The sequence below is a fragment of the Streptomyces sp. NRRL F-5135 genome (assembly GCF_000719775.1).
Lineage (GTDB): Bacteria > Actinomycetota > Actinomycetes > Streptomycetales > Streptomycetaceae > Streptomyces > Streptomyces hebeiensis.
The window spans coordinates 208635-229392 of sequence record NZ_JOHR01000003.1; the positions used below are offsets into that span (position 1 = coordinate 208635).

Annotated in this window: 18 protein-coding genes; 4 read left to right on the forward strand and 14 right to left on the reverse strand. The window is 74.8% G+C overall.

Annotated features, from left to right (window positions below):
- Positions 1 to 12 precede the first annotated feature (12 nt).
- The 4 genes from hypD to hypB form a co-directional block, all read right to left on the reverse strand.
- Positions 13 to 1209, reverse strand: coding sequence for a hydrogenase formation protein HypD (gene hypD / locus IG02_RS0106265; protein WP_030742814.1), 1197 nt, complete (start codon positions 1207 to 1209; stop codon positions 13 to 15).
- Positions 1206 to 1595 carry a HypC/HybG/HupF family hydrogenase formation chaperone gene (locus IG02_RS38835; protein WP_078854247.1) on the reverse strand — a complete coding sequence of 130 codons (390 nt, stop codon included), beginning with the start codon at positions 1593 to 1595 and terminating at the stop codon, positions 1206 to 1208. Before IG02_RS38835 ends, hypD begins: the two co-directional genes overlap by 4 nt.
- Before the next feature lie 111 nt (positions 1596 to 1706).
- The gene (gene hypF, locus IG02_RS0106275; RefSeq protein WP_030742818.1) at positions 1707 to 4112 is read right to left on the reverse strand and encodes a carbamoyltransferase HypF; all 2406 of its coding nucleotides are present in this window, start codon (positions 4110 to 4112) and stop codon (positions 1707 to 1709) included.
- Entirely contained in the window at positions 4109 to 4945 is an 837-nt protein-coding gene (gene hypB, locus IG02_RS0106280) for a hydrogenase nickel incorporation protein HypB (RefSeq protein WP_078854248.1), read from the reverse strand. Before hypB ends, hypF begins: the two co-directional genes overlap by 4 nt.
- Positions 4946 to 5440: 495 nt before the next feature.
- On the opposite strand from hypB, the gene IG02_RS0106285 reads away from it, so the two are divergent.
- On the forward strand, positions 5441 to 5854 hold the full coding sequence (locus IG02_RS0106285; RefSeq protein ID WP_051764550.1) for a helix-turn-helix transcriptional regulator: 414 nt from the start codon (positions 5441 to 5443) through the stop codon (positions 5852 to 5854).
- A 94-nt stretch (positions 5855 to 5948) separates the two neighbouring features.
- Here the strand turns inward: IG02_RS0106285 and IG02_RS0106290 are convergent, their stop codons facing one another.
- Positions 5949 to 6524: a hydrogenase maturation protease gene (locus tag IG02_RS0106290; protein WP_051764552.1), complete on the reverse strand. Its 576-nt coding sequence runs from the start codon at positions 6522 to 6524 to the stop codon at positions 5949 to 5951.
- Positions 6525 to 7042: 518 nt separating this feature from the next.
- Here IG02_RS0106290 and mptB point away from each other — a divergent pair.
- On the forward strand, positions 7043 to 8479 hold the full coding sequence (gene mptB, locus IG02_RS0106295; protein ID WP_234314623.1) for a polyprenol phosphomannose-dependent alpha 1,6 mannosyltransferase MptB: 1437 nt from the start codon (positions 7043 to 7045) through the stop codon (positions 8477 to 8479).
- 182 nt (positions 8480 to 8661) lie between these two features.
- The gene (locus IG02_RS0106300) at positions 8662 to 9834 is read left to right on the forward strand and encodes a glycosyltransferase 87 family protein (protein ID WP_234314624.1); all 1173 of its coding nucleotides are present in this window, start codon (positions 8662 to 8664) and stop codon (positions 9832 to 9834) included.
- Here the strand turns inward: IG02_RS0106300 and IG02_RS0106305 are convergent.
- Positions 9806 to 10963, reverse strand: coding sequence for a PP2C family protein-serine/threonine phosphatase (locus tag IG02_RS0106305; RefSeq protein WP_030742831.1), 1158 nt, complete (start codon positions 10961 to 10963; stop codon positions 9806 to 9808). The two genes, IG02_RS0106300 and IG02_RS0106305, sit on opposite strands and share 29 nt — an antisense overlap.
- Before the next feature lie 303 nt (positions 10964 to 11266).
- Here IG02_RS0106305 and IG02_RS0106310 point away from each other — a divergent pair, with 303 nt between their 5' ends.
- Entirely contained in the window at positions 11267 to 12028 is a 762-nt protein-coding gene (locus tag IG02_RS0106310) for a DUF4232 domain-containing protein (protein ID WP_078854250.1), read from the forward strand.
- Positions 12029 to 12216: 188 nt separating this feature from the next.
- Here the strand turns inward: IG02_RS0106310 and IG02_RS0106315 are convergent, their stop codons facing one another.
- The 8 genes from IG02_RS0106315 to IG02_RS0106350 form a co-directional block, all read right to left on the reverse strand.
- Positions 12217 to 12918, reverse strand: a complete 702-nt coding sequence (locus tag IG02_RS0106315) for an NADPH-dependent F420 reductase (RefSeq protein ID WP_030742836.1) — start codon at positions 12916 to 12918, stop codon at positions 12217 to 12219.
- 102 nt (positions 12919 to 13020) lie between these two features.
- On the reverse strand, positions 13021 to 14322 hold the full coding sequence (locus IG02_RS0106320) for a sialidase family protein (protein ID WP_051764554.1): 1302 nt from the start codon (positions 14320 to 14322) through the stop codon (positions 13021 to 13023).
- Between the two features lie 92 nt (positions 14323 to 14414).
- Positions 14415 to 15395: an aldo/keto reductase gene (locus IG02_RS0106325; RefSeq protein WP_030742840.1), complete on the reverse strand. Its 981-nt coding sequence runs from the start codon at positions 15393 to 15395 to the stop codon at positions 14415 to 14417.
- A complete protein-coding gene (locus IG02_RS0106330) occupies positions 15392 to 16270 on the reverse strand; it encodes an ATP-binding cassette domain-containing protein (RefSeq protein ID WP_051764556.1) in 879 nt (292 codons plus the stop codon). The genes IG02_RS0106325 and IG02_RS0106330 overlap by 4 nt, the downstream gene beginning before the upstream one ends.
- Positions 16267 to 17190, reverse strand: a complete 924-nt coding sequence (locus IG02_RS0106335) for an ABC transporter ATP-binding protein (RefSeq protein WP_051764567.1) — start codon at positions 17188 to 17190, stop codon at positions 16267 to 16269. The genes IG02_RS0106330 and IG02_RS0106335 overlap by 4 nt, the downstream gene beginning before the upstream one ends.
- A complete protein-coding gene (locus IG02_RS0106340) occupies positions 17187 to 18176 on the reverse strand; it encodes an ABC transporter permease (protein WP_051764568.1) in 990 nt (329 codons plus the stop codon). The genes IG02_RS0106335 and IG02_RS0106340 overlap by 4 nt, the downstream gene beginning before the upstream one ends.
- Before the next feature lie 3 nt (positions 18177 to 18179).
- Complete coding sequence (locus tag IG02_RS0106345; RefSeq protein WP_030742850.1) at positions 18180 to 19109, reverse strand: ABC transporter permease; 930 nt, start codon at positions 19107 to 19109, stop codon at positions 18180 to 18182.
- Between the two features lie 4 nt (positions 19110 to 19113).
- The gene (locus IG02_RS0106350; protein WP_051764569.1) at positions 19114 to 20718 is read right to left on the reverse strand and encodes an ABC transporter substrate-binding protein; all 1605 of its coding nucleotides are present in this window, start codon (positions 20716 to 20718) and stop codon (positions 19114 to 19116) included.
- Between the last annotated feature and the right edge of the window lie 40 nt (positions 20719 to 20758).

The window sequence follows — 20758 nt, forward strand, 5'->3', positions numbered from 1 at the left end:
ATCGCGGTCGTCTCAGCCAACGGAGGTCACCTCCTCGGCCCTCTCGTTCGCGGCCCCGGTCGCGGATCCGGCGGTCCCGGTCGCCGTGCCGGTGGCGCCTCTCGCCGTGGCCGGACCCGGTTCGGCGAGCCAGCGGTACAGGAAGTACGCGGCGCACGCGCCCTCACTGGAGACCATCGTCGCGCCGAGCGGGTTGCGCGGGGTGCACCGGGTACCGAACGCCTCGCACTCGTTCGGCTTGATCAGCCCCTGGAGGACCTCGCCGCTCCGGCACTCCGCCGGCTCCTCGGTCCGGATGTCCGTGACGGCGAAGCGGTGTTCCGCGTCGTACGCGCGGTACTTCGCCGAGAGCCGCCAGCCGCTCGCCGGAATCGTGCCGATCCCGCGCCAGGTGCGGTCCGTGACCTCGAAGACATCGCTGAGCATCGCCTTCGCGGCCGGACTTCCGTCCTGCCGCACGGCCCTCGGGTAGGCGTTCTCCACCCGGTGCTCGCCGGCCTCCAACTGCCGTACGGTACGCCGGATGCCCTCCAGGATGTCCAGCGGCTCGAAGCCGGTGACCACGATGGGCACCCGGTGCCGGGCGGCGAGTTCAGGGTACTCGTCGAGCCCCATGACCGTACAGACGTGACCGGCGGCCAGGAACGCCTGCACCCGGCACACCGGGGAGTTCATGATGGCGTCGATCGCGGGCGGCACCCGTACGTGGGACACCAGCAGGCTGAAGTTCTCGATGCCGAGCGTTCTGGCCTGGTACACCGTCATCGCGTTGGGCGGGGCGGTGGTCTCGAAACCCACCCCGAAGAACACCACCTGGCGGTCCGGGTGCTGGCGGGCGATGCCGAGGGCGTCGAGGGGGGAGTACACCACCCGGACATCGGCCCCCTCGCTCTTGACCGTGAAGAGGTCCTTGCCGCTGCCCGGCACCCGCAGCATGTCGCCGAAGGAACAGAAGATCACATCCGGGCGGGACGCGATCTCCAGTGCCTTGTCGATGGTCTCGAGAGGGGTGACGCAGACCGGGCAGCCGGGGCCGTGGATCAGCTCGACACCGTCGGGGAGCAACTGGTCGATGCCGTGGCGGATGATCGAGTGGGTCTGGCCCCCGCACACCTCCATCAGCGCCCAGGGACGGGTGACGGTGGCCCGGATGTCCGCGAAAAGGCGGTCGGCCAGTTCCGGGTCGCTGAACTCTTCGAGATACCTCATCGTCCGTTCTCCTCGCTCACGGCGACCGGCTCCGGCTCCGTCACCTCGACCGCGGCTGTCGCCGCGCCGTGGAGCGGAGGGTCGGGGAAGGGGGCGGTCGTCGGGCGGCCGGTGCCCGCCTCGCGCGCCGCGCGCCCCCACGCGTCCCCGAATTCCTCCTCCAGCACGCCCAGGCTCCGGAACAGCTCCAGCGTCCGGCGCGCGGACGCCTCGTCCAGCCGTTGCAGGGCGAAGCCGACATGCACGATCGCGTAGTCACCCACCTCCATGTCCGGCACGTACTCCAGGCAGACGTCCTTGACGACGCCGCCGAAGTCGACCCGCGCCATCCGGGTCCCGTCCCGCTCCCCGATGTCCAGCACTCTGCCGGGCACAGCAAGGCACATCGCTCCTGTTCCTCCTCGTCTCGGCCGGTCCGGCCGGCCGCCACCCGGTCCCGCCACGGTTCGGTCCGGTCGGTCCGGTCGATCCGGCGGGTCTGATGGGTTCCGTCGGTTCTATCGGCTCTCCCGGTCCTGGCCGGCCGGCCGGACGGACGTGGTGCGCGCCGCCACCATCACCTGGCCGAGCGCCAGCCCGCCGTCGCCCGGTGGCACCTCGCGGTGGCGCAGCACGGTGAACCCGTCCTCCTCCAGGAACCGCGTACAGCCCTCGGCCAGCAGGGTGTTGAGGAACACCCCGCCGCTCAGCGCGACCGTCCCGAGTCCCGTACGGTCCCGGGCCCTCAGGCACACCTCGCGCACCAGGGAGACCACGGCGCCGTGGAAGCGCGCCGCCACCGTCCCCGCGTCCACGCCCGACCGCAGATCGGCGACCGCCGCGGCCAGCACCGGCCCCGGACTCACCGGCAGCGGACGGCCCTCGCCCGGCGGACCCGTCGGCAGGCCGAACCGGTAGGCACCGCGGCCGGGCAGCCCCCCGGCGGCCAGCGCCGCGTTCTCCAGCTCCATCGCCGCCTCAGCCTCGTACTCCACGTGGTGGCGGATCCCCACGAGCGAGGCCACGGCGTCGAACAGCCGCCCCATGCTGGAGGTGGGCACGCACGCCACGTTCCGTTCGAGCTGACGCTCCAGCAGCCGCAGTTCGCCCGGCCGGCACACGGCGACGCACGGCAGCTCCCCGGCCCAGGGCAGGCCCGCCGCCCACAGCTGGGACAGCGCCATCCGGTACGGCCGGCGTACGGCCGCGTCACCGCCCGGCAGCGGGACGTAGGCCAGGTGCGCGAACCGCCGGAAGCCGTCATAGTCCGCGAGCAGCACCTCGCCGCCCCACACCGCGCCGTCGTCGCCGTACCCCGTGCCGTCGAAGGCCACGCCGATCACCGGGGCCGAACCGTCCAGCCCGTGCTCGGCCATGGCGGCGGCAACATGCGCGTGGTGGTGCTGCACCCGCCGTACGGGACGGCCCCCGGCCCGCTCCCGCGCCCAGCGAGCCGAGCGGTAGCCGGGATGCCGGTCGGCGACGAGCACCTCGGGCGTGACCGACGTCAGCGCCGAGAGATGACCGACGGCGGACTCGAAGGCCGTGCGCGTGGCGAGGTCGTCCATGTCCCCGACGTGCGCGGACAGCCACGCGCGGCGGCCCTCCGCCAGGCAGAAGACGTTCTTCAGGTCCCCGCCCACCGCGAGTACCGGGGCCACGGACAGCGGCAGGGGGAGCGGCAGCGGCGCGTACCCGCGCGAGCGGCGTACGGGCAGCTCCCGGCCCGCCGAGATCCGCACCACGGAGTCGTCGCACGGCACCCGCACCGGCCGGTCGTGGGTCAGCCAGGCGTCCGCGAGCCCGGCCAGCCGGACGAGCGCCTCCGCGTCGTCGGTGACGATCGGCTCACCCGAGCGATTTCCGCTCGTCATGACGAGCACGGCCGGGCCCGGCGGGTCCCCGGGCAGGCCCAACAGCAGGTGGTGCAGGGGTGTGTACGGCATCAGCACCCCGAGATCGGGGCTGCCGGGCGCGACCTCGTCGGCCACGAGCGAAGCGGCTCCCGGCCGCCGCCGCAGCAGGACGACGGGTCGGCGCCGGCCCAGCAGCAGCGCGCGCTCCTCGGCGCCCACCCGTGCGAGCCGCTCCACCGTCGCCATCGAACCGGCCATCACCGCGAAGGGCTTCCCGCCCCGGTCCTTGCGCCGGCGCAGCGCGGTCACGACGGCGGCGTTCGAGGCGTCACAGGCGAGGTGGTAGCCGCCGAGCCCCTTCACGGCGACGACGGCGCCCTCCGCCAGCAGCCGCCGGGCCCCGGCCAGCGCCTCCTCGCCCGACAGCCGGTCCCCGGCCGCCGCCGCGTCGGTTACCAGGGCCAGGACCGGGCCGCAGGCGTGACACGCCACCGGCTGGGCGTGGAAGCGCCGGTCGGCGGGGTCCTCGTACTCGCGGGCGCAGTCCGCGCAGAGCGGGAAGCCCGCCATGGTCGTGCGTGCCCGGTCGTAGGGGAGTCCGGTGACCACCGTGAACCGGGGGCCGCAGTGTGTACAGCTGATGAAGGGGTGCCGGTGGCGGCGGTCGGCCGGGTCCGCCAGCTCCGCCAGGCACGCGTCGCAGGTCGCCGTGTCGGGAGAGACGAGCGTGTGCCCCGCGCCGCCGGAGGAGGGCCGGATGGCGAATCCGCCGCCCCCGGTGGCGGGCACGGCCTGGTGACGTACGGACTCCACCACGGCGAGCGGGGGCGCGTCGGCGGCCAGCCGGGCGCAGAACTCCGCCACGGCCGCCTCCCCTCCCTCCACCTCCGTCTCGACGCCGTCGGCGGTGTTGGTGACCCAGCCGGCCAGTCCCAGCTCCCCGGCGAGCGCATGGACGAACGGGCGGAAGCCGACGCCCTGCACCACGCCGCGCACGACGGCCCGGCGGCGCACCTGGCCGGCGGCGGGCGCGGCCGGGGCGGAGGTGCCGGTGACGGGCGCGCTCATGACGTGCGAGCCGCGCCGTCGCGCCCGGCGGGCGCCGGGCGGGCGGAGGGACCCGGCCCTCCTTCGGAGGGGTGGTGCCCGGGACCGTCGTGGGTGTGCGGGTGCTCGTCGCCGGTGTCCTGGTGGGAGTGCGGTGCGTTCCGGTAGCGGTGGGCCAGCACCGGGCGGTGCACCGGCGCGCCCTCCGCGCGGGCCAGGACGTAGTCCAGCAGCTCGTCCACGCCCGCGCCGGTCCTGGCCGATACCGACAGCACCGGCACGCCCGGATTCACCCGCTGGACGTTGCGGTGGAAGGCCGGCGCGTCGAACTCGACCGCGTCGGCGATATCGGTCTTGGTGACGACGACGAGATGGGCGAGTCCGAACGCCGTGGGGTACTTCAGCGGCTTGTCCTCGCCCTCGGTCACCGACCCCAGCACGATCCGCAGACTCTCGCCGAGGTCGTACGAGGCGGGGCACACCAGGTTGCCGACGTTCTCCACGAACAGCACGCGGGTGCCGGGCGGGAGCCAGCCGTCCAGGTGTCCGCGCAGCATCCCGGCCTCCAGATGGCACAGCCCGTCGGTGAGCACCTGTTTCACGGGCGCCCCGGCGCGCGCCAGGCGCCGCGCGTCGTTCTCGGTGGCCAGATCGGCGGTCACCGCGGCGACGGCCGTGCCGGCGGCGACGGCGCGCGCGAGCAGCAGCTCCAGCAGCGCGGTCTTGCCGCTGCCGGGACTGGAGAGCAGGTTCACCTCCACCGTGCCGCGGGCGGCGAGGTGTTCGCGCAGTTGTCGGGCACTGCTGTCGTTCGTGGCCAGGACGGCCTGACGCAGATCGACCACTCGGCACATGGGAGGCCTCCTCGGGAATGTCCCGATCGTCACCGCCCGCCGGGCCCGCCGCATCCGAGCGGTCCGGCCGTCCGTCGGCCCGGACGGCGCGATCCCGAGGCTCCGGCAACGGCGACCGCCCCGGCGACGGCCGGGTTCGCGGTAGGCCAGCCCGCTGTCGGCGGCCATGCGTCGTGGCGGGGCGCGGCGCCGCGAGATCACTCACCCGGCGGCGGCCGTCATGGTGAGTACGGCCGCGCGCCTCGCCCATGGCCACCCCGTCGACGGGCTCCGCCGCCCGGGCGGCCACGGCCGTGCCCGTGCGCGCCGCCCGCCTCGTCGGCCGCCGAGGTCCAGTGCCGCGACGGGGCGAACCTTGTCGGGAGGGGCACCAGCCCGCGCGGCACGGGCGCCGACGTGTCCGGCGGGCGCCGTCCGTACCGGCTGGTTAGCGTGAGCCGGGCGGGGGCCGCACCGTCGCCCGGTACCCCCGGTCCCTGTCAGGAGATCGCCGCCATGCCGACGCACGACACCGAACGACGGGCGCTCATGCACCCGGTCATCCTGCTCCTCCTCGCCGAACGGCCGGGGCACGGGTACGAGCTGACCCAGCGACTGGGCGCCTTCGGCTGGGCCGAGGCCGAGTCGGCCCACGTATACCGGCTGCTGCGCGGCCTGGAGAAGGACGGCCGGATCTCCTCCCGGTGGCGGGCCTCGGCCTCCGGGCCCGCCCGCCGGGTGTACGAGATCACCCCGGCCGGGGTGACGAGCCTGGCTCTGTGGTTCGTCCGGCTGGGCGAACTGCACACCACGCTGCACCAGTTCCTGGAGCGCTACATCCAGCTGAACGCGAACGGCGGGTCCGGGCGCGGTGTCGTCCCCGCCGTACGGTCGCTGCCCGAGGGGCCGTCGGCCGCCGGACCCGCCTGACGGCGGAACGGGCGGCGCGGGCCCGCGGCCGGACGGGCCCCGGGCCCCCGCGGCCCCGGGCTCACCGCCCCGGGCTCACCGCCCCGGGCCGGACTCACCCCGTGGTGGGCGCCACCCCGGTGCGCGGCCGAGGGCCGCCGGCCGTTCCCGGCGGCCGGGTCACGAGGTCGAGGACCAGGTCGGCGGCGGGGCCCACGGCAGCGGCCACCGGCGGGCTCAGCCCGATGCCCTCCGCGAAGGTGAGCGGCTGGCAGCCCACCACCAGAATCTGCTCGGGAAGGGTCCCGCCCACGCCCGCGTGCAGGTCGCGGAGCAGCCGCAGCACGGCCGCCGGATCCATGCCGTGCCCGTCCACCCGGGCCGGTTCACCGGCCGCCGTCGGCTCCGTACCGTCCAGACCGGCCTCGATCAGATGGACGGTGCCCGGGGCCGCGCCGCGGTCGACCGTGTCCACCAGTACGAGTCGGCGCCAGCCGTCGAGCAGCCGGTAGGCGAGGTGGACCCCGCGGATGCCCGCGTCCATCAGCTCGACGTCCGGCGGCAGCGCCCGGCCGGCCAGCAGGCGGACCGTCTCCACCCCGAACCCGTCGTCGCCGAGGAAGACGTTGCCGATGCCCGCGACGAGCGTTTTCCCCGTACCGTCCGTCCGGTCCGTACCCTCCGACGGCATCTCAGGTCCCTCGCCCGATCGGGACGCCACCTTCGGACACCGGGGTCGCCGGGGCCATCGTCTCCTCCTCGCCGGGGGCCGGGTGCGCGTGAACGGGTGACCACAGCCCCGCGCGCGGCGGCCGCCGTCCCCCGCTTGCATACCCGGCGCGGACGCGTCCGGTACGTGCGGAACGTCCCTATGGACGCGCGGGAGGGGGCGTATGCGTCCGTGGTGGCGTCGGCCGATGGCAGAGCGGTGGCCACCGGGCCGTGATGTCGGTGTCGCCTCCTGGTCATCCCTCGCTGGAAGCCTCTCCGGGTGCAAGGGCCTGCCCGCCGGGATCAGGCCGGATCAGGGAGCGGGGCCGAGGGCGGGACGACGCCTCCCGGCTCGCGGGGCCGAGGGAGCAGCGCACGGTGCAGGGAGCCCACGCGGACCGTCCGCGCCCGGCGACGACGCGGCGGGACACCGTGGCGGGTTCCGCGAGCCCGGGGCGGTCAGGGCGACGGGCCCTGGCCCTGGCCTTGAACGCCGAGGTGACGCCCCGTCGGTGCCGGGTGCTGGGCCTCGTGGGCTCCGTCGCGCTCACGGCGGGAGGGCTCACCGCGGGCGCGCTGCCGGTACGGGACGCCCTGCTGCCCTCGTCGGGCCGGGCCGCGCTCGGGGTGCTGGGGGCCTACTTCGGGCTGGTGCTGCTGGTCGCCGCCTGGTGGTGGCTCGGCCGGTCGGTGCGCGGCCCGCGTCCGCCGGTCCCGCGCGAGCTGCTGGTGACGCTCGCGTTGTGGGCCGCGCCGCTGGTGCTCGGGCCGCCCCTGTTCAGCCGGGACGTCTACAGCTATCTGGCGCAAGGGGCGATGGCCGACGCGCGGATCGACGTCTACGCCCACGGGCCCGCGCGCCTCGGCGGCCCGCTCGCCACCGAGGTGGCACCCGTCTGGCAGCACACCCCGGCGCCGTACGGTCCGCTGTTCGTCGCCCTCGCGGCGAGGGCGGCGGGCCTCGCCCACACCGATCTGACCGTCGCGCTGCTGGGCATGCGGCTGGTCGCGCTGCTCGGCGTGGGACTGATGATCGCCTTTCTGCCGCCGCTCGCCGACCGGTGCGGCGTCGCCCGTCCGGCCGCGCTCTGGCTCGGCGCGCTCAACCCCCTGGTGCTGCTGCACCTGGTGGCGGGCGCCCACAACGACGCCCTCATGCTGGGCCTGCTCGGCGCCGGGCTGGTCACGGCGTACGGCGGCCTGCCGGTGGCCGCGGCCGTGCTCGTCACGTGCGCCGCGCTGGTGAAGGCGCCGGCCGCGCTCGCCCTGCCGGTGGTCGCCGCGCTGTGGGCGCTCCGCCTGGCGGGAGCCGCCCGTACGCCGCGGGCCATCGCGCTGACCGGCCTTGTCGCGCTGGCGACCACCGCCGTGGTGACCGCCATGACCGGGACCGGCTACGGCTGGCTCACCACGCTCACCACCCCCGTCTCCGACGGCAACTGGTCCCTCACCAGCGGACTCGGCCGGCTGACCGGGACCGTGCTGGCCGCCGTCGGCGGCGAGGGGCTGAGCGATCTGGCCCTGCCCGCCTGGCGCCGGCTCGGCCTCGCGGCCACGGCCGTGATCGTGGTGGTGCTCTGGCGGCGCCGGGCGCGTATCGGCCCGGTGTACGCACTGGCCCTCGGCCTGCTCGCGCTCTTCGTGCTGGGACCGGCCTTCCGACCGTGGTACGCGCTGTGGGGCCTGTTCCTGATCGCCGCCGCCGCGCCCGAGGGCCGGGTCCGGCGCTGGGCGGCGGTGGGCAGCGGCGTCCTCGCCCTGGGCCTGCTGCCGAGCGGATCCCCGCCCGACGCGGCGCAACTGACCCTCGCGGCGGGCGGTGGCGCGCTCGCGCTGTTGGCGCTGTGGTGGATGTTCCAGATGTCGGGCCAGGGTGCTCTCTCGGCCCGCGCCCGGGCCGGCGCACGAGTCGCCCGTGCCGGGACGGGCGCATGAGCCGCCCGCACCCGGACCACGGTACGAGCCGTCCGCGCCCGGGCCGGCGCACGAGTCGCCCGCACCCGGACGGGCGCACGAGCCGTCCGCGCGCGGACCGCGGTACGAGCGGCCCGCGCCGCGCCGCTGCCCGTATCCTCGCGGCCCCCGCCGGCCGGGTCGCCGTCGCGTGCGCTCTTGTCGTGGCGAGTGCCGTCTTCCTCGCCACCGTCCCCCTGCACCGCGACTTCTTCGACGTCGCCGTCTACTACGGCACCGTCGACGACTGGGTCCACCACGGAGGGCGGATCTACGACTACCTCAAACCCGGCACCCACTACGGCTTCACCTACCCGCCGTTCGCCGCGGTGGCCATGCTGCCGATGGCCCTGGTCTCCTGGCCCGTCGCCGTCGCGATCAGCCTCGGCCTGAGCATCGCGGCCTCCGTACTGCTCCTGCGCTGGCTGGCCGGTCCGGTCGTGCGCCGTGCGGGCGGACGGCGCTGGTTCGGGTTCACGGTGGCCGGCTGCCTGTTCGCCCTCTTCGAACCGGTCCGTGACACCTTCAGCTTCGGACAGGTCAATCTCCTGCTGGTCGCGCTCGTCTTCGCGGACGCCCGGCTGCTGGCCACCGGCCGCGGCCGGTACGCGGGCATCGGCATCGGCCTGGCGACCGCCGTCAAGCTCACGCCCGCGCTCTTCATCGGTTATCTGCTCGTCACCGGCCGCACCCGTCAGGCGGGACGGGCCGGGGCCACGGCCGTGGCGGCCACCCTGCTCGCCGCCGTGGTCGACCTCGGCGCCTCCCGGGTGTTCTGGACCGACGCGCTGTGGCACACGGACCGGATCGGTGCGCTCGGCTATGTCTCCAACCAGTCGCTGCAAGGCGTTCTCGCCCGGCTCCAGCCGGACCAGCCGAGCCGGGCGGTGTGGCTGGTCTGCGCCGTCGCCGTCCTCGGACTGTGGGCCTACCGGGCCCGCGCGGCCGTCCGTGACGGTGACGACCGCACCGGCTTCGCGCTGACCGGCCTCGCCGCCTGCCTGGTCTCCCCGGTGACCTGGGTCCATCACCTGGTCTGGGTGCTGCCCGCCCTGCTGGTGCTCGCGGACACGGCGCTGCGCGCCCGGGCCGTCAGCCGCGCGCCGCTGATGATCTGCGCCGGGCTGTACGTCCTGCTGTGCAGCAGCGTCGTCTGGCTCTGGCACCGGCCGACCACGGACGCGGTCGCCTTCCTCGGCGCCAACGCCTATGTCTGGATCACCCTCGGGCTGCTGCTCGTACCGTGGTCGCCGTCCGGCCGGCCACGGACCGCGCCGACCGGGGACGACGTCACGGGCGGGGCGGGCGTCACGGACGGGGCGGGCGCCACTCGATGAACAGGAGCGTGGCATCGTCACGCAGCCGGTCGCGCTGCCGGTCCAGGACCGCGTGGATGATCCGGCGCAGCGCCTCGGGTGCCAGTTCGCCCGCGGCCGCCGCCCGGATGATGGAGTCCGTGAACCGTTCGACCCCGAACTCCTCACCGCCCTCCAGCCGGGCCTCGGTCACCCCGTCCGTGTAGAACAGCACCCGGTCACCAGGTTGCAGCGTGGTCTCGTACGCCGTCCGGGGCGCGTGGACGAGCTGGGCGGGCATGCCCATCGGCGGCTGCGCGGGCCGCTCCAGCGCGCCGTGCAGCACCTGCCGGCGCCGGATCAGCAGCGGAGCCGGGTGGCCGCAGTTGCACCAGCGGAAGGCACCGCTCGCCAGGTCGAGCTGCGCGACGACGCCGGTGCAGTACTGGTCCGGCAGCCACGCTCCGAGCGCCTCGTCGATGATGCCGACGAGGTGTGGCAGGTCCGCGCCCGAGCGCCGGGCGTTGCGGCAGCCGGCCACGGCCACCGTGGTGGTCAGGCCGGAGGCCAGGTTGTGCCCCATCGCGTCGAAGAGCGCGGCATGCAGGGTGGACCGGGTCAGGGCGTGGTCGAAGGCGTCACCGCCGATGTGGTACGCCGGTTCGAGCACCGCGGTCGAGACGGCCCGGTCGCTGCCGATGGTGCGGGGCGGCAGCAGCGAGCGCAGCAGCTCCGCGGGCAGGTCCATGGACTCGGTACGGGTGCGGCGGGCGAAACTGTCGCTGTACGCGCGCTTGGAGGTGATCGCCATGGAGAGCGCGGACGCCATCATGCGGCAGCGCCGCAGCCGCGCCGGATCGACCGACTCCATGGCCGCCTCCAGGATGCCGAGGCGCTCCGCCCCGTCCACGAGGGGCAGCCAGGCGACGAGCCCGCCGCCGGGCGCCTCCTCGATCCGCAGGTCGAGCGTCCGGTACGTCAGCCCCGCCCCGGGGGAGCTGACGAGCACGGGAGGCAGCCCGGGCGTCAGCGGCATCAGATGCCGCTGCTGGAGGTCGACCAGGTAGATGACGACCCGCTGGACCCCGATCATGGCCGCGCACCGGTCCACCAGCGCGGGCAGCTCCATTGGAGCGGCGGTGTGCACCTTGCTGAGCAGCTCTCCGAGCATCTGTTCCCCGAGGCCGGGGGCGGTCGCCGGCGTGGGGACGGGACCTGGACCGGCGGGGGAGCCGGGACCGACGCCGGGTGCGGCTCCCGAGCCGGGGCCGGGGCTTCCACGCGTCATCGGTGGTCACCTCCTACCCAGCAGTCTCACACCACCACGGGAGTTCCGCCCAGGAGGAACGCGTGGTCGGGCCCGACCCCTTCCGGGCGCCACCGTCCGTGGCAGCACCACCCGTGATCGGGGGTATACGTACGTCGGAAACACGGGACAGGTCTTCCCGGCGACACCGATGGGCAGGTGGAACGAATGTCCGATCGTGACCAGACCTCCAAGACGCGGTCCCCGGGCTCGGCCGGGACAGGCCGGCGCGGCCCGGCACGGCGCACGGGCCGCGTCACGGTGGCGGCGACGCTGCTGACGGTCGCCCTGGCCGCATGCGGCAGTGGCGGCAGCGGGGGCGGGAGCGGCGGATCCGGCGAGGCCCCACCGGCCGCCACCGACGCCACGACCACTGCTCCCGCCGCCACCGCCACGACGAGCGGCAACGGGGCACCATCCGGAAGGCCGAGTGCCGCGCCGCCCGCCCCCGCGCCGTCCGAGACGGCCACCGCCGGCGCCACCACCGCCACCGACCGGCCGGGCGCCGTCGGCGAGAAGTCCGCGGCGGCGGCCCGCTGCACGGCGGAGAACATGGGCCTGCGGCTGGGCCGCCCCGACGTGGGCGCGGGCAACATCCGCTACGACCTGGTCCTCGTCAACAAGGGGCCGGCCGCCTGCACGCTGAACGGTTACCCGGGCGTCTCCCTGCTGGCGGGCGACGGCGCCATGATCGGCGAGCCCGCGACCCGCGAGGGCGGCCGGACCGGCGCCGTACGGCTGGCGCCCGGCGCGACCGCCGTGGTCACGCTGCACACGCTCAACAAGGGCATCAAGGGCGACTCCTGCTGGGCCCGGCCCAGCCTGCTGAAGATCTATCCGCCCGGTTCGCGGGACGCCATGACGCTCAGCACGTCGGAGCCGGTCGTCTGCGGGGACACCTTCACCGTGACGGCGGTCAGGGCGGGCTGAGGTCCGGCCGGCAGCCGCCCGGGCCCGCCGCCGGATCCGCCGGCCCCGCAAGGCGCCGGGCCCGCTGCCGGCCCGGTTGCCGGGCGGCCGTGGCGCGTGCCGTGCGCGCGTACGCGAACGAGGCCCCGGCGGCCCCCCGGAAGGACGTCGCCGGAGCCTCGTCTCGTACGCGGCGTCAGCCGGCCGTGTCAGTGGCCAGCGGGACGGGTGGCGGCGGCCAGGGCCGTGCGCAGGGCCGCGGCGTCCGCGCGCGTTCCCGGATCGTCCGCCGAGATCCCGAGACCCTGTGGGTTCTTCGCGTACGGCACGACATAGGCCGGCGTGTCGCGCTGGAAACGCCAGCTCTCGGCGAGGCTGCCCGCGTCGACGGCGTCGAAGCCCAGCACGTCCAGCAACTCGGTGGCCGAGGTCTTGGCCTCGGGGGAGTCGCCGGCGATCGGGAGAGCCGAGCGGTCGGGCGCCCCCGAGGGCCGGGCCAGCGCGGCCAGATGCTTGAAGAAGATGTTGTTGAACGCCTTGACGACCGAGGCGTCCGGCAGGTGCCGCTGGAGGAGCTCGCTCGTGGTGACGGCCTCCGCGTCCAGCTCGGCGATCCGGCCGTCGCGCTCGGGATAGTAGTTGTTCGTGTCCAGCACCACCTTGCCCGCCAGCGGCGCCACCGGCACCTGGCGGTAGTTCTTGAGCGGGACGGTCACCACGACCAGGTCGCCGGCGGCCGCGGCCTCCGCCGGCGTCGCCGCCCGCGCACGCGGCCCCAGCTCCGCCACCAGGGAGGCGAGGGTCTCGGGGCCGCGTGAGTTGCTCAGTACGACGTCGAGGCCCGCGGCGACGCCGAGCCGCGCGAGCGTGCTGCCGATGTGTCCACTGCCGATCAGTCCGAGAGTGCTCATACCGGTGCCAGCCACCGGGCCCGGGCGGGTATTCCCGCCGCAAGCCCCGCGTCAGCGGTTCCCGTGGGCGGGCCCGGGGGGCGGCCCCGTCCACGGGCCCGTTCAGCGGGAGAGGTGCCGGGCCACCCACTCCGGTGCCAGGCGCACGTACGCGATGGAGTTCCGGTGGTGCGTGTACGCGACGTGCAGTGTTCCGTCGGTCGCGCGGGTGACGGTCGGGTAGGACAGCTCGCGGTTCAGGCCGTCCCGTGAGTTGTTGGTGAGGCAGTAGCCGTCTCCTGTCGCCAGGTCCCGGCGCACCGGCCAGGTCAGCCCGCCGTCCGCCGACACCGACAGGCTGAGCGGTGCGCGCGGCGCACCCCAGAACGCGGCACTGGGCACGGCGGGGGCCACCGGCTCCGGCGCGGTCGCCGTGGAGCCCGACGTCGGCGTGGAGCCGCCTGCCTCCGTGGAGTCGACCGCCTCCGCCGTCCGCGCCGGAGCCGCGTCGGCCAGACCCTCGTCGTCGATCTCGTCGTACAGCGAGACACGACGCGCGGTGGCGTCGGCGGCACTGCTCGGGTTGTGCGCCAGCGCGAGCCGGCCGTCGCCCAGCGGTACGAACTGCAACGAGGAGTTGTTGTTCGGCACCGGCAGGGCCCGCGGCACCGTCCAGGTCTCCCCGCCGTCGGGCGACGTGCTCCTGTGCACGGCGTCCGCCCGGCGGCTGCGGAACAGCGCCAGCAGCGCCCCGTCCGCCCCCGCGTGGACGTTCATGTGCACCAGGCCGGTGGAGCCCGGCACCGGCCGCTCCCGCCAGCCGCGCCCCGCGTCGTCACTGACCAGCACCGCGCTGATGTCATGACCGCCGTCCCACGGCTGCCCCGGCACCCGGACACAGCGGAAGACCGGCAGCAGCCAGCGCCCCGACTCCAGCACGGTGACCGGCTGGCGGACGAAGACGCCGCCCTCGGCCGTGGCCGGGAACAGCACCGTGGCGGGCCCCCAGGTCGCGCCGTTGTCCAGGCTGATCCGGCGCCGTACCTCGGCCGTGTCCTGGTGACCGGCGCGCTGCGCGGTGTGCAGCAGCCACAGCTCCCCGGACGGGGTGGGGAAGAGGACGGGGTTCTGTTCGGAGCACCCGGGATCGTCGGACAGCCGGACGGGGGCGGACCACGTGTCGCCGCCCGGGGGCAGCCGGGAGAACCACACGGAGATGTCCGCGACGCCCTCCTGCGTACCGCCGAACCAGACACAGCCGAGGTCACCGCCGGGCAGCACGGTCAGGTTCGCGGCGTGGTTCTGCGCCGCGCCCGGCGCGGTCAGCCGGGCCTCGGCCCGGCCCGGCTCGTCGGGGCGCGGCCGGACGACACCGTCGGCGGCGTCCGGGTCGGGCGGACCGGGCTCGGACAGGGGGTGGGGCATCGGCGTCGTCCCTTCGGGAGATGGTCGGAGAGATGTCACGAGATGTCGCGCGAGGCCGGACGGCAGCGGGGCGGGGGCGAGGGCGGGACGGCTCAGCGGTTGTACGCGGGCATCGGGCCGCGCAGCGCCGCGCCGACCTCGTCACAGGCCGCCGTCACCTCGGCCGGCAGCGGACCGGCGTGCGCCGCCTCGACATTGGCCCGCAGGTGCTCCGTTCGCGAGCCGCCGAGGAGCAGCGCGTCGGTCGAGGGACGGTCCAGCAGCCAGCGCAGCGCCAGTTCGGTGAGCGGCATCCCCGCCTCGGCGGCGATCCGGGTGAGCCGGCCGACAGCGTCGAAGAGACGCTCGTCCCAGTAGCGCTCCCGGTACATCGCGGCCAGCCGGGAGTCGCCGAACCGGCCGCTGCCTGGCGCCTCCCCGAAATGGTGACGGCCCGTCAGGAGCCCTCCGCCGAGCGGGTTGTAGACCATCGTCCGCAGCCCGGTGACCGCCGCGTACTCCACGTACTCCTCCTCGATCCGGCGCGCGAGGAGGTTGTGCAGCTGCTGGGCGACGACGGGGCGGGGCGCCCCCACCTCGTCGGCCGTCCGGCACAGGTCGGCGATCTGCCAGGCCGCGTAGTTGGAGACGCCGAGCGCCCGGACCTTGCCCTCCGCCACGAACTCGGCGACGGTGGCGAGGGTTTCGGCGACCGGCGTGGTCCGGTCCGGCTGGTGCAGGTAGAACAGGTCGACATGGTCGGTGCCCAGGCGCCGCAGGCTGCCCTCCAGCGCGGCCCGCATCCCGGCGGCGGACAGCGGGGCGTGATCACCCTGGTCGGGGTGGGGGATACCGGCCTTGGTGGCCAGCACGAGCCGGTCGCGGCGGCCGGGCAGCAGCGTGGCGAGGATGCGTTCGCTCTCGCCGCCCGCGTAACCGTTGGCCGTGTCGACGCCGGTCAGCCCCGCCTCCAGCGCCGTGTCGAGCATGGCGGCGGCGCCCGCCCGGTCGACGGTGTCGCCGAAGGTCATCGTCCCGAGGACCAGACGCGACAGCGGGAGGGGGACGTGGGGCAGGTCGAAGCCGGTGTTCACGAGCGAGTGCCTTCCGGTGCGGTTGCGGTGGTGAGCAGGTGCCGGGGCTTCACGCCCCGGACGGTGGTGGGGTCGAGGGCGGCCCGGCGCAGCGCCCGGGTGTACTCCTCGGCCGGTGAGGCGAGCACGGCCTCGGTCGGGCCGCGCTCGACGACCCGGCCGGCGTGCATCACCACGACGTCGGTGCTGATCTCCCGGACGACGCCGAGGTGATGGGCGATGACGAGATAGGCGATGCCGGTCTCCGCCTGGAGCTCGCGCAGCAGCGTCAGCACCTGGGCCTGGACGGAGACGTCGAGGGCGGACGTCGCCTCGTCGCAGACCAGCAGCTCGGGCCGGGAGGCGAGCGCCCGGGCGATGCCGATGCGCTGCCGCTGGCCGCCGGAGAACTCGGGCGGCCTGCGGTGCAGCGCGCCGGAGGGCAGGCCGACCCGGTCGAGCAGCTCCGCCGCGCGCCGGGCGCGCTCGGCCCGCTCGCGGACGCCCGCGTGGCGCAGCGGCTCGGCCACGATCTCCTCGGCGGTCAGATGCGGGTCGAGCGAACCGTACGGGTCCTGGAAGACCATCTGTACCCGCCGGCGCAGCGGCCGCAGCCGTCGCTCGGGCAGGGCGGCGATGTCCGTGCCGTCCACGACGATCCGGCCCGAGGTGGGTTTCAGCAGCCGTACGAGCGCCCGGGCGAGGGTGGACTTCCCGCAGCCCGACTCGCCGACGACCGCGACCGAGCCGCCGCGCGGCACCGTGAGGCTCACCCGGTCCAGGGCGCGGAAGGGGCCGCGCGCCGTCGGGTACTCGACCACCAGGTCCTCGACGCTGAGGAAGGGCCGCTCCGCCGTCGTCGTACCCGCGCCGTCCGCGGGTGTCGTGCCGGTCATGTGGCGGCTCCCCTCGGGGCGGTGGTGTCCCGGGCGCCGACCGCGCCGGTGGTGTCGTTCTCGTCCCAGGGGCCGAGCCGCGGCACGGCCGCGAGCAGCTGACGCGTGTACGGCTCGCGCGGCCGGTCCACGATCCGTTCGGCGGATCCCGACTCCACGAACCGGCCCTCCTTCATCACATGGATGCGGTCGGAGACGACCCGGGCCACGCCCAGGTCATGGGTGATCATCAGCATCCCCACGCCCTCCTTCTCCTGGAGTTCCATCAGCAGGTCCAGGACGCTCGCCTGCACGGTGGCGTCCAGCGCGGAGGTCGGTTCGTCGGCGACCAGCAGCCGGGGCCGCGCGGCGAGCGCGACGGCGATCAGCATGCGTTGCAGCATGCCGCCGGAGAACTGGTGCGGATACGCCTTCCAGCGGGTCTCGGGCTTCGGGATGCGGACCTGGGCGAGGAGTTCGACGCCCCGGTCCCTGACCTCCGCGCGGGACAGGCCGGGGTGGCGCAGTCGCAGCGCGTCCCCGAGCTGACGGCCGATCGTGTGCACGGGGCTGAGGGCCGTCATCGGGTCCTGCGGGATCAGCGACACGGTGCGGCCGCGCACCCGGCGCGCCGCGCCGGGGTCGGCCACGAGGTCCACACCCTGTACGCGGACCGCGCCGGACAGCACCGCGAGGCCCTCCGGCAGCAGCCGCAGGACGCCCATGGCGGTGGTGGACTTGCCGGATCCGGACTCGCCGATGAGCGTCACGGTCTCGCCCCGGTCCACGGTGAAGCTCACGCCGTCCACGGCACGGACCACGCCGTGTGCGGTGACGAGTTCGATCTGCAGGTCCTCGACGGCCAGCAGCGGGGCGGTGTCACGCTCGGAGGCCGCCGGGGCGCCGGTGGGCCGCGGGGCGCGGCCGGTGTCCGTGGTCATGACCTGGAGGCTCCCTTCGTGACACGCGAGGCGAGGGTTCCACGCGGCACCCGGGCCCCGCGCGGCGCCCGCGCCGTACGGGTACGGTCGCGCAGTCCGTCGCCGACGAGGTTGACGCCCACCACCAGCAGGGCGATGACCAGGCCCGGCAGGGTGACCAGCCACCACGAGGTGGTGATGTAGTCCTGGCCGTCGGAGATGATCCGGCCCCAGGTCGCGAACGGCCGTTGGGGACCGGCGCCGAGGAAGCTCAGCGCGCTCTCCAGCAGCACGGCCTGGGCGAGCAGCAGCAGGACGACCAGGCTCGCCGGGCGGATGATGTTGGGGACGACATGCCGGCCGAGGACGGAGACGCCGCGCAGCCCGAGCACCCGGGCGGCGGCGACATACGGTTTCTCGCGTTCCACGAGGACGAGCGAGCGGGTGAGCCGCGCGACCTCCGGCCACTGCGCGACGGCGATCACACAGGTGATGACGGTGACCGACGGCCCGAACAGGGCGACCACGAGCAGCAGCATCATCAGCAGGGGCAGCGCGAGCTGCGCCTCCAGCAGCCGGGAGACGACCGAGTCGACCCAGCCGCCGAAGAACCCGGCCGCCGCGCCCGCCGCGATGCCGATCAGGCCGGAGACGAGGACCGCGAGCACACCGACCGTCAGGGAGACCTGGCCGCCGTGCAGGATCCGCGAGAGCAGGTCGCGGCCGAGCTGGTCGGTGCCGAACAGGTGGCCCTCACTGAGCGGTGGCAGCCGGCGCCGGGACAGGTCCTGTGCGTCGGCGTCCGGCAGGGGCAGCAGCCCCGCCAGCGCGACGGGCAGGACGACGAGCGCGGTGCAGACCGTGCCGGCCCACAGCCGGAACCGGGCGCCGCGGCGCTGCCGGGTGGCCGTGGCACGGGCGAGGTCGCGGGCGGTGACGGCGCTGGGCCGGCCGCCGGGGGAGGTGGCGGAGACGTCCGGATCGGCTCCGGACAGGGCGGTGGTCATGGTTCAGGCCGCCTTTCCCAGGCGTACCCGCGGATCGAGCAGCGGGTAGGCGAGGTCGACGAGGAGTTGGACGAGGATCGCGAGCGTCGCGGTCACCAGGACGGTGGCCTGGATGAGCGGGTAGTCACGGGTCTCCAGGGCGCGGACGACGAGCGAGCCGACCCCGGGCCAGCCGAAGACCACCTCCACCACGACGACACCGTTGAGCAGGGCGGCGAACCGGGTGCCGATCGCGGTGAGCAGCGGGACCCCCGAGTTGGCCAGGGCGTAGCGCCAGGTGAGGGTGGACTCGGAGAAGCCGCGCGAGCGGGCGACCGTGATGTACGGGGAGTTGAGCGCGGCGGTCATCTCGCGGCGCACCAGCCGGGAGATCAGGGCCAGTTGGAGGATCGCGACCGTGACCGTCGGCAGGATCAGACCGCTCCACGAGGTGAACCCGGACGCGGGCAGCACCGGCAGCAGTACGGCGAAGACGGTCAGCAGCATCACCCCGGTCCAGAAGTCCGGCACGGACTGCCCGGCGACGGTGAGCACATTGGCGCCCAGCTCCCGCTTGGAGTCGGCGCGGCGCGCCATCCACACACCGAGCGGCACGGCCACCACGGCGGTGACGGCGATCGCCGAGACGGCGAGGGTGACGGTGTAGGGCAGCCGGTCCATCACGACGTCGAGCGCCGGCGCGTGGAACGAGTAGCTGGCGCCGAGATTCCCGCTCACCAGATCGCGCAGGTAGATCCCGTACTGCGTCAGCAGCGGCTCGTCCAGGCCGAACTGCGCCCGGATCCGCGCCAGATCGGCGCTCGTCGCGGTAGGGCCCGCGTACGCCGAGGCCGGATCGCCGGGCGCGAGCCGCACCAGCAGGAAGACGGTGGTCAGGGTGAGGAAGACCGTGAGCAGGCTCTGGCCGAGCCGCCGGGCGAGATACATCGGCATGGCGTCAGCCCTCCAGCCGCACGGCGGACAGGTCGTAGGAGTTCAGCGGCAGCAGCGCCAGGTCCCGCACCCGCTGCCTGCGGGCGAGCAGCGTCTTGGGGGCGAAGGCCCACAGGCTGGGCCAGGTGTCCCAGATCGCCCGCTGGACGGCCGCCAGCCGCCGGGCGCGCTCGGCGTCGTCCACCTCGGTCGCGGCGGCCGACAACTGCCGTTCGATGCGGGGCACGACATAGCCCATGAAGGCGTCCCGGGTGCGCTCCTTGGCCGGGGTCCCGCCGTACATGCCCTGGAGGGTGGTGAGCGCCTGGCCGGTGGGGCTGCCGTAGCCGTTGCCGATGACGTCCCAGTCGCCCGCCTTGCCCTGCCGCCAGGCGAGGATGTCCCCGCCGGGCTCGAACTGCTGGAGCGAGGCCCTCACGCCGATGTCCTTGAACATGTCCAGCACGGCCTCCATCACGGAGGCGTCGGCGGCGAACTCCCCGCTCTCCCAGATGACCTTGATCCGCAGGCGCTCGGCGCCCAGGGACTTCAGCAGGCCGCGGGCTCTGCCGGGGTCGTAGCTGTAGCGGCCGGTCCGCACGGCTCCTTCGAGCGCGAGCGGCACCACGCCGCCCGCCTCCTCCGCCGATCCGTTCAGCACGTCCCGTACGAGGGCGTCGCCGTCGATCGCGTGACTGAGCGCCTGCCGGACCCGGACGTCCGCGAGCGGATGGTCCTTCGGCTTGCGGAAGTTGTAGAAGAGCTGGCACATGCGCACCCCGGGGGCCTCCTCGACCTCGACGCCCGGCAGGCCCGTGAGCTGCTCCGCGGAGTCGGGGGTGAGGGTGTCCACCACGTCCAGCTCGCCGCTGCGCAGCGCGACGACGCGGCCGGCCTCCTCGGGGACGAACCGCACCCGTACGGTCTCGGCCCGCGCCCGTGTGCCCCAGTAACGGGGGTTGCGGCCGAGCGTGTACTCGCCCGCGCCGCCGTTCGCCTTGAGCACCCGGTACGGGCCCGAACCCACGCCGCTCTGCAGTTCCTCCGGCCTGTTCGCGGCGGCCGGGGTGATGTGGATGTTGGCCATCAGCCGGTCGAGCACCGGTACCGGTTTGTCGGTGTGCAGCAGGAAAGTGCGGGGACCCGTCTGCTCGACCGTGGGCAGCTCCGGGAAGAGGCCGAGCAGAAAGGACCCGCTGACCTCGCCGTACATCCTGAGTGCCGTCGCGACGTCCGCCACGGTGACGGGGCTGCCGTCGGAGTAGCGCACGCCGTCGCGCAGCCGCACGCTCCAGGCGGTGGGCGCGGTCATCTCGAACCGGTCGGCGAGGACGAGCCGCGGCTTCATGCCGGGCCCGATCCGGGTGAGGGCCTGCCGGACCGCGCGCTGCACGGTGACGGCGGCGTCGAACTGGTTGAGCTTGTTGTCCAGGCTCACCAGGGACCGGTTCAGGCCGAGGGTGAGCGTGCCCGGGCCGGGTGCCCCGGTGGGGCCGGCGCAGGCGGCCAGCGGGGTGAGGGCCAGGCCCGCGCCGCCGGCGACGGTGGCGCGCAGCAGGGAGCGGCGGCTGAGTGACGCGGGTGGGGCGGGGGAGGCGTCGAGGGGCGCGCTCCGGGGGATAGGGGTCATCGTCGACCTTCTCGAGTTCTGGGAGGCGACCGGCTCGGGC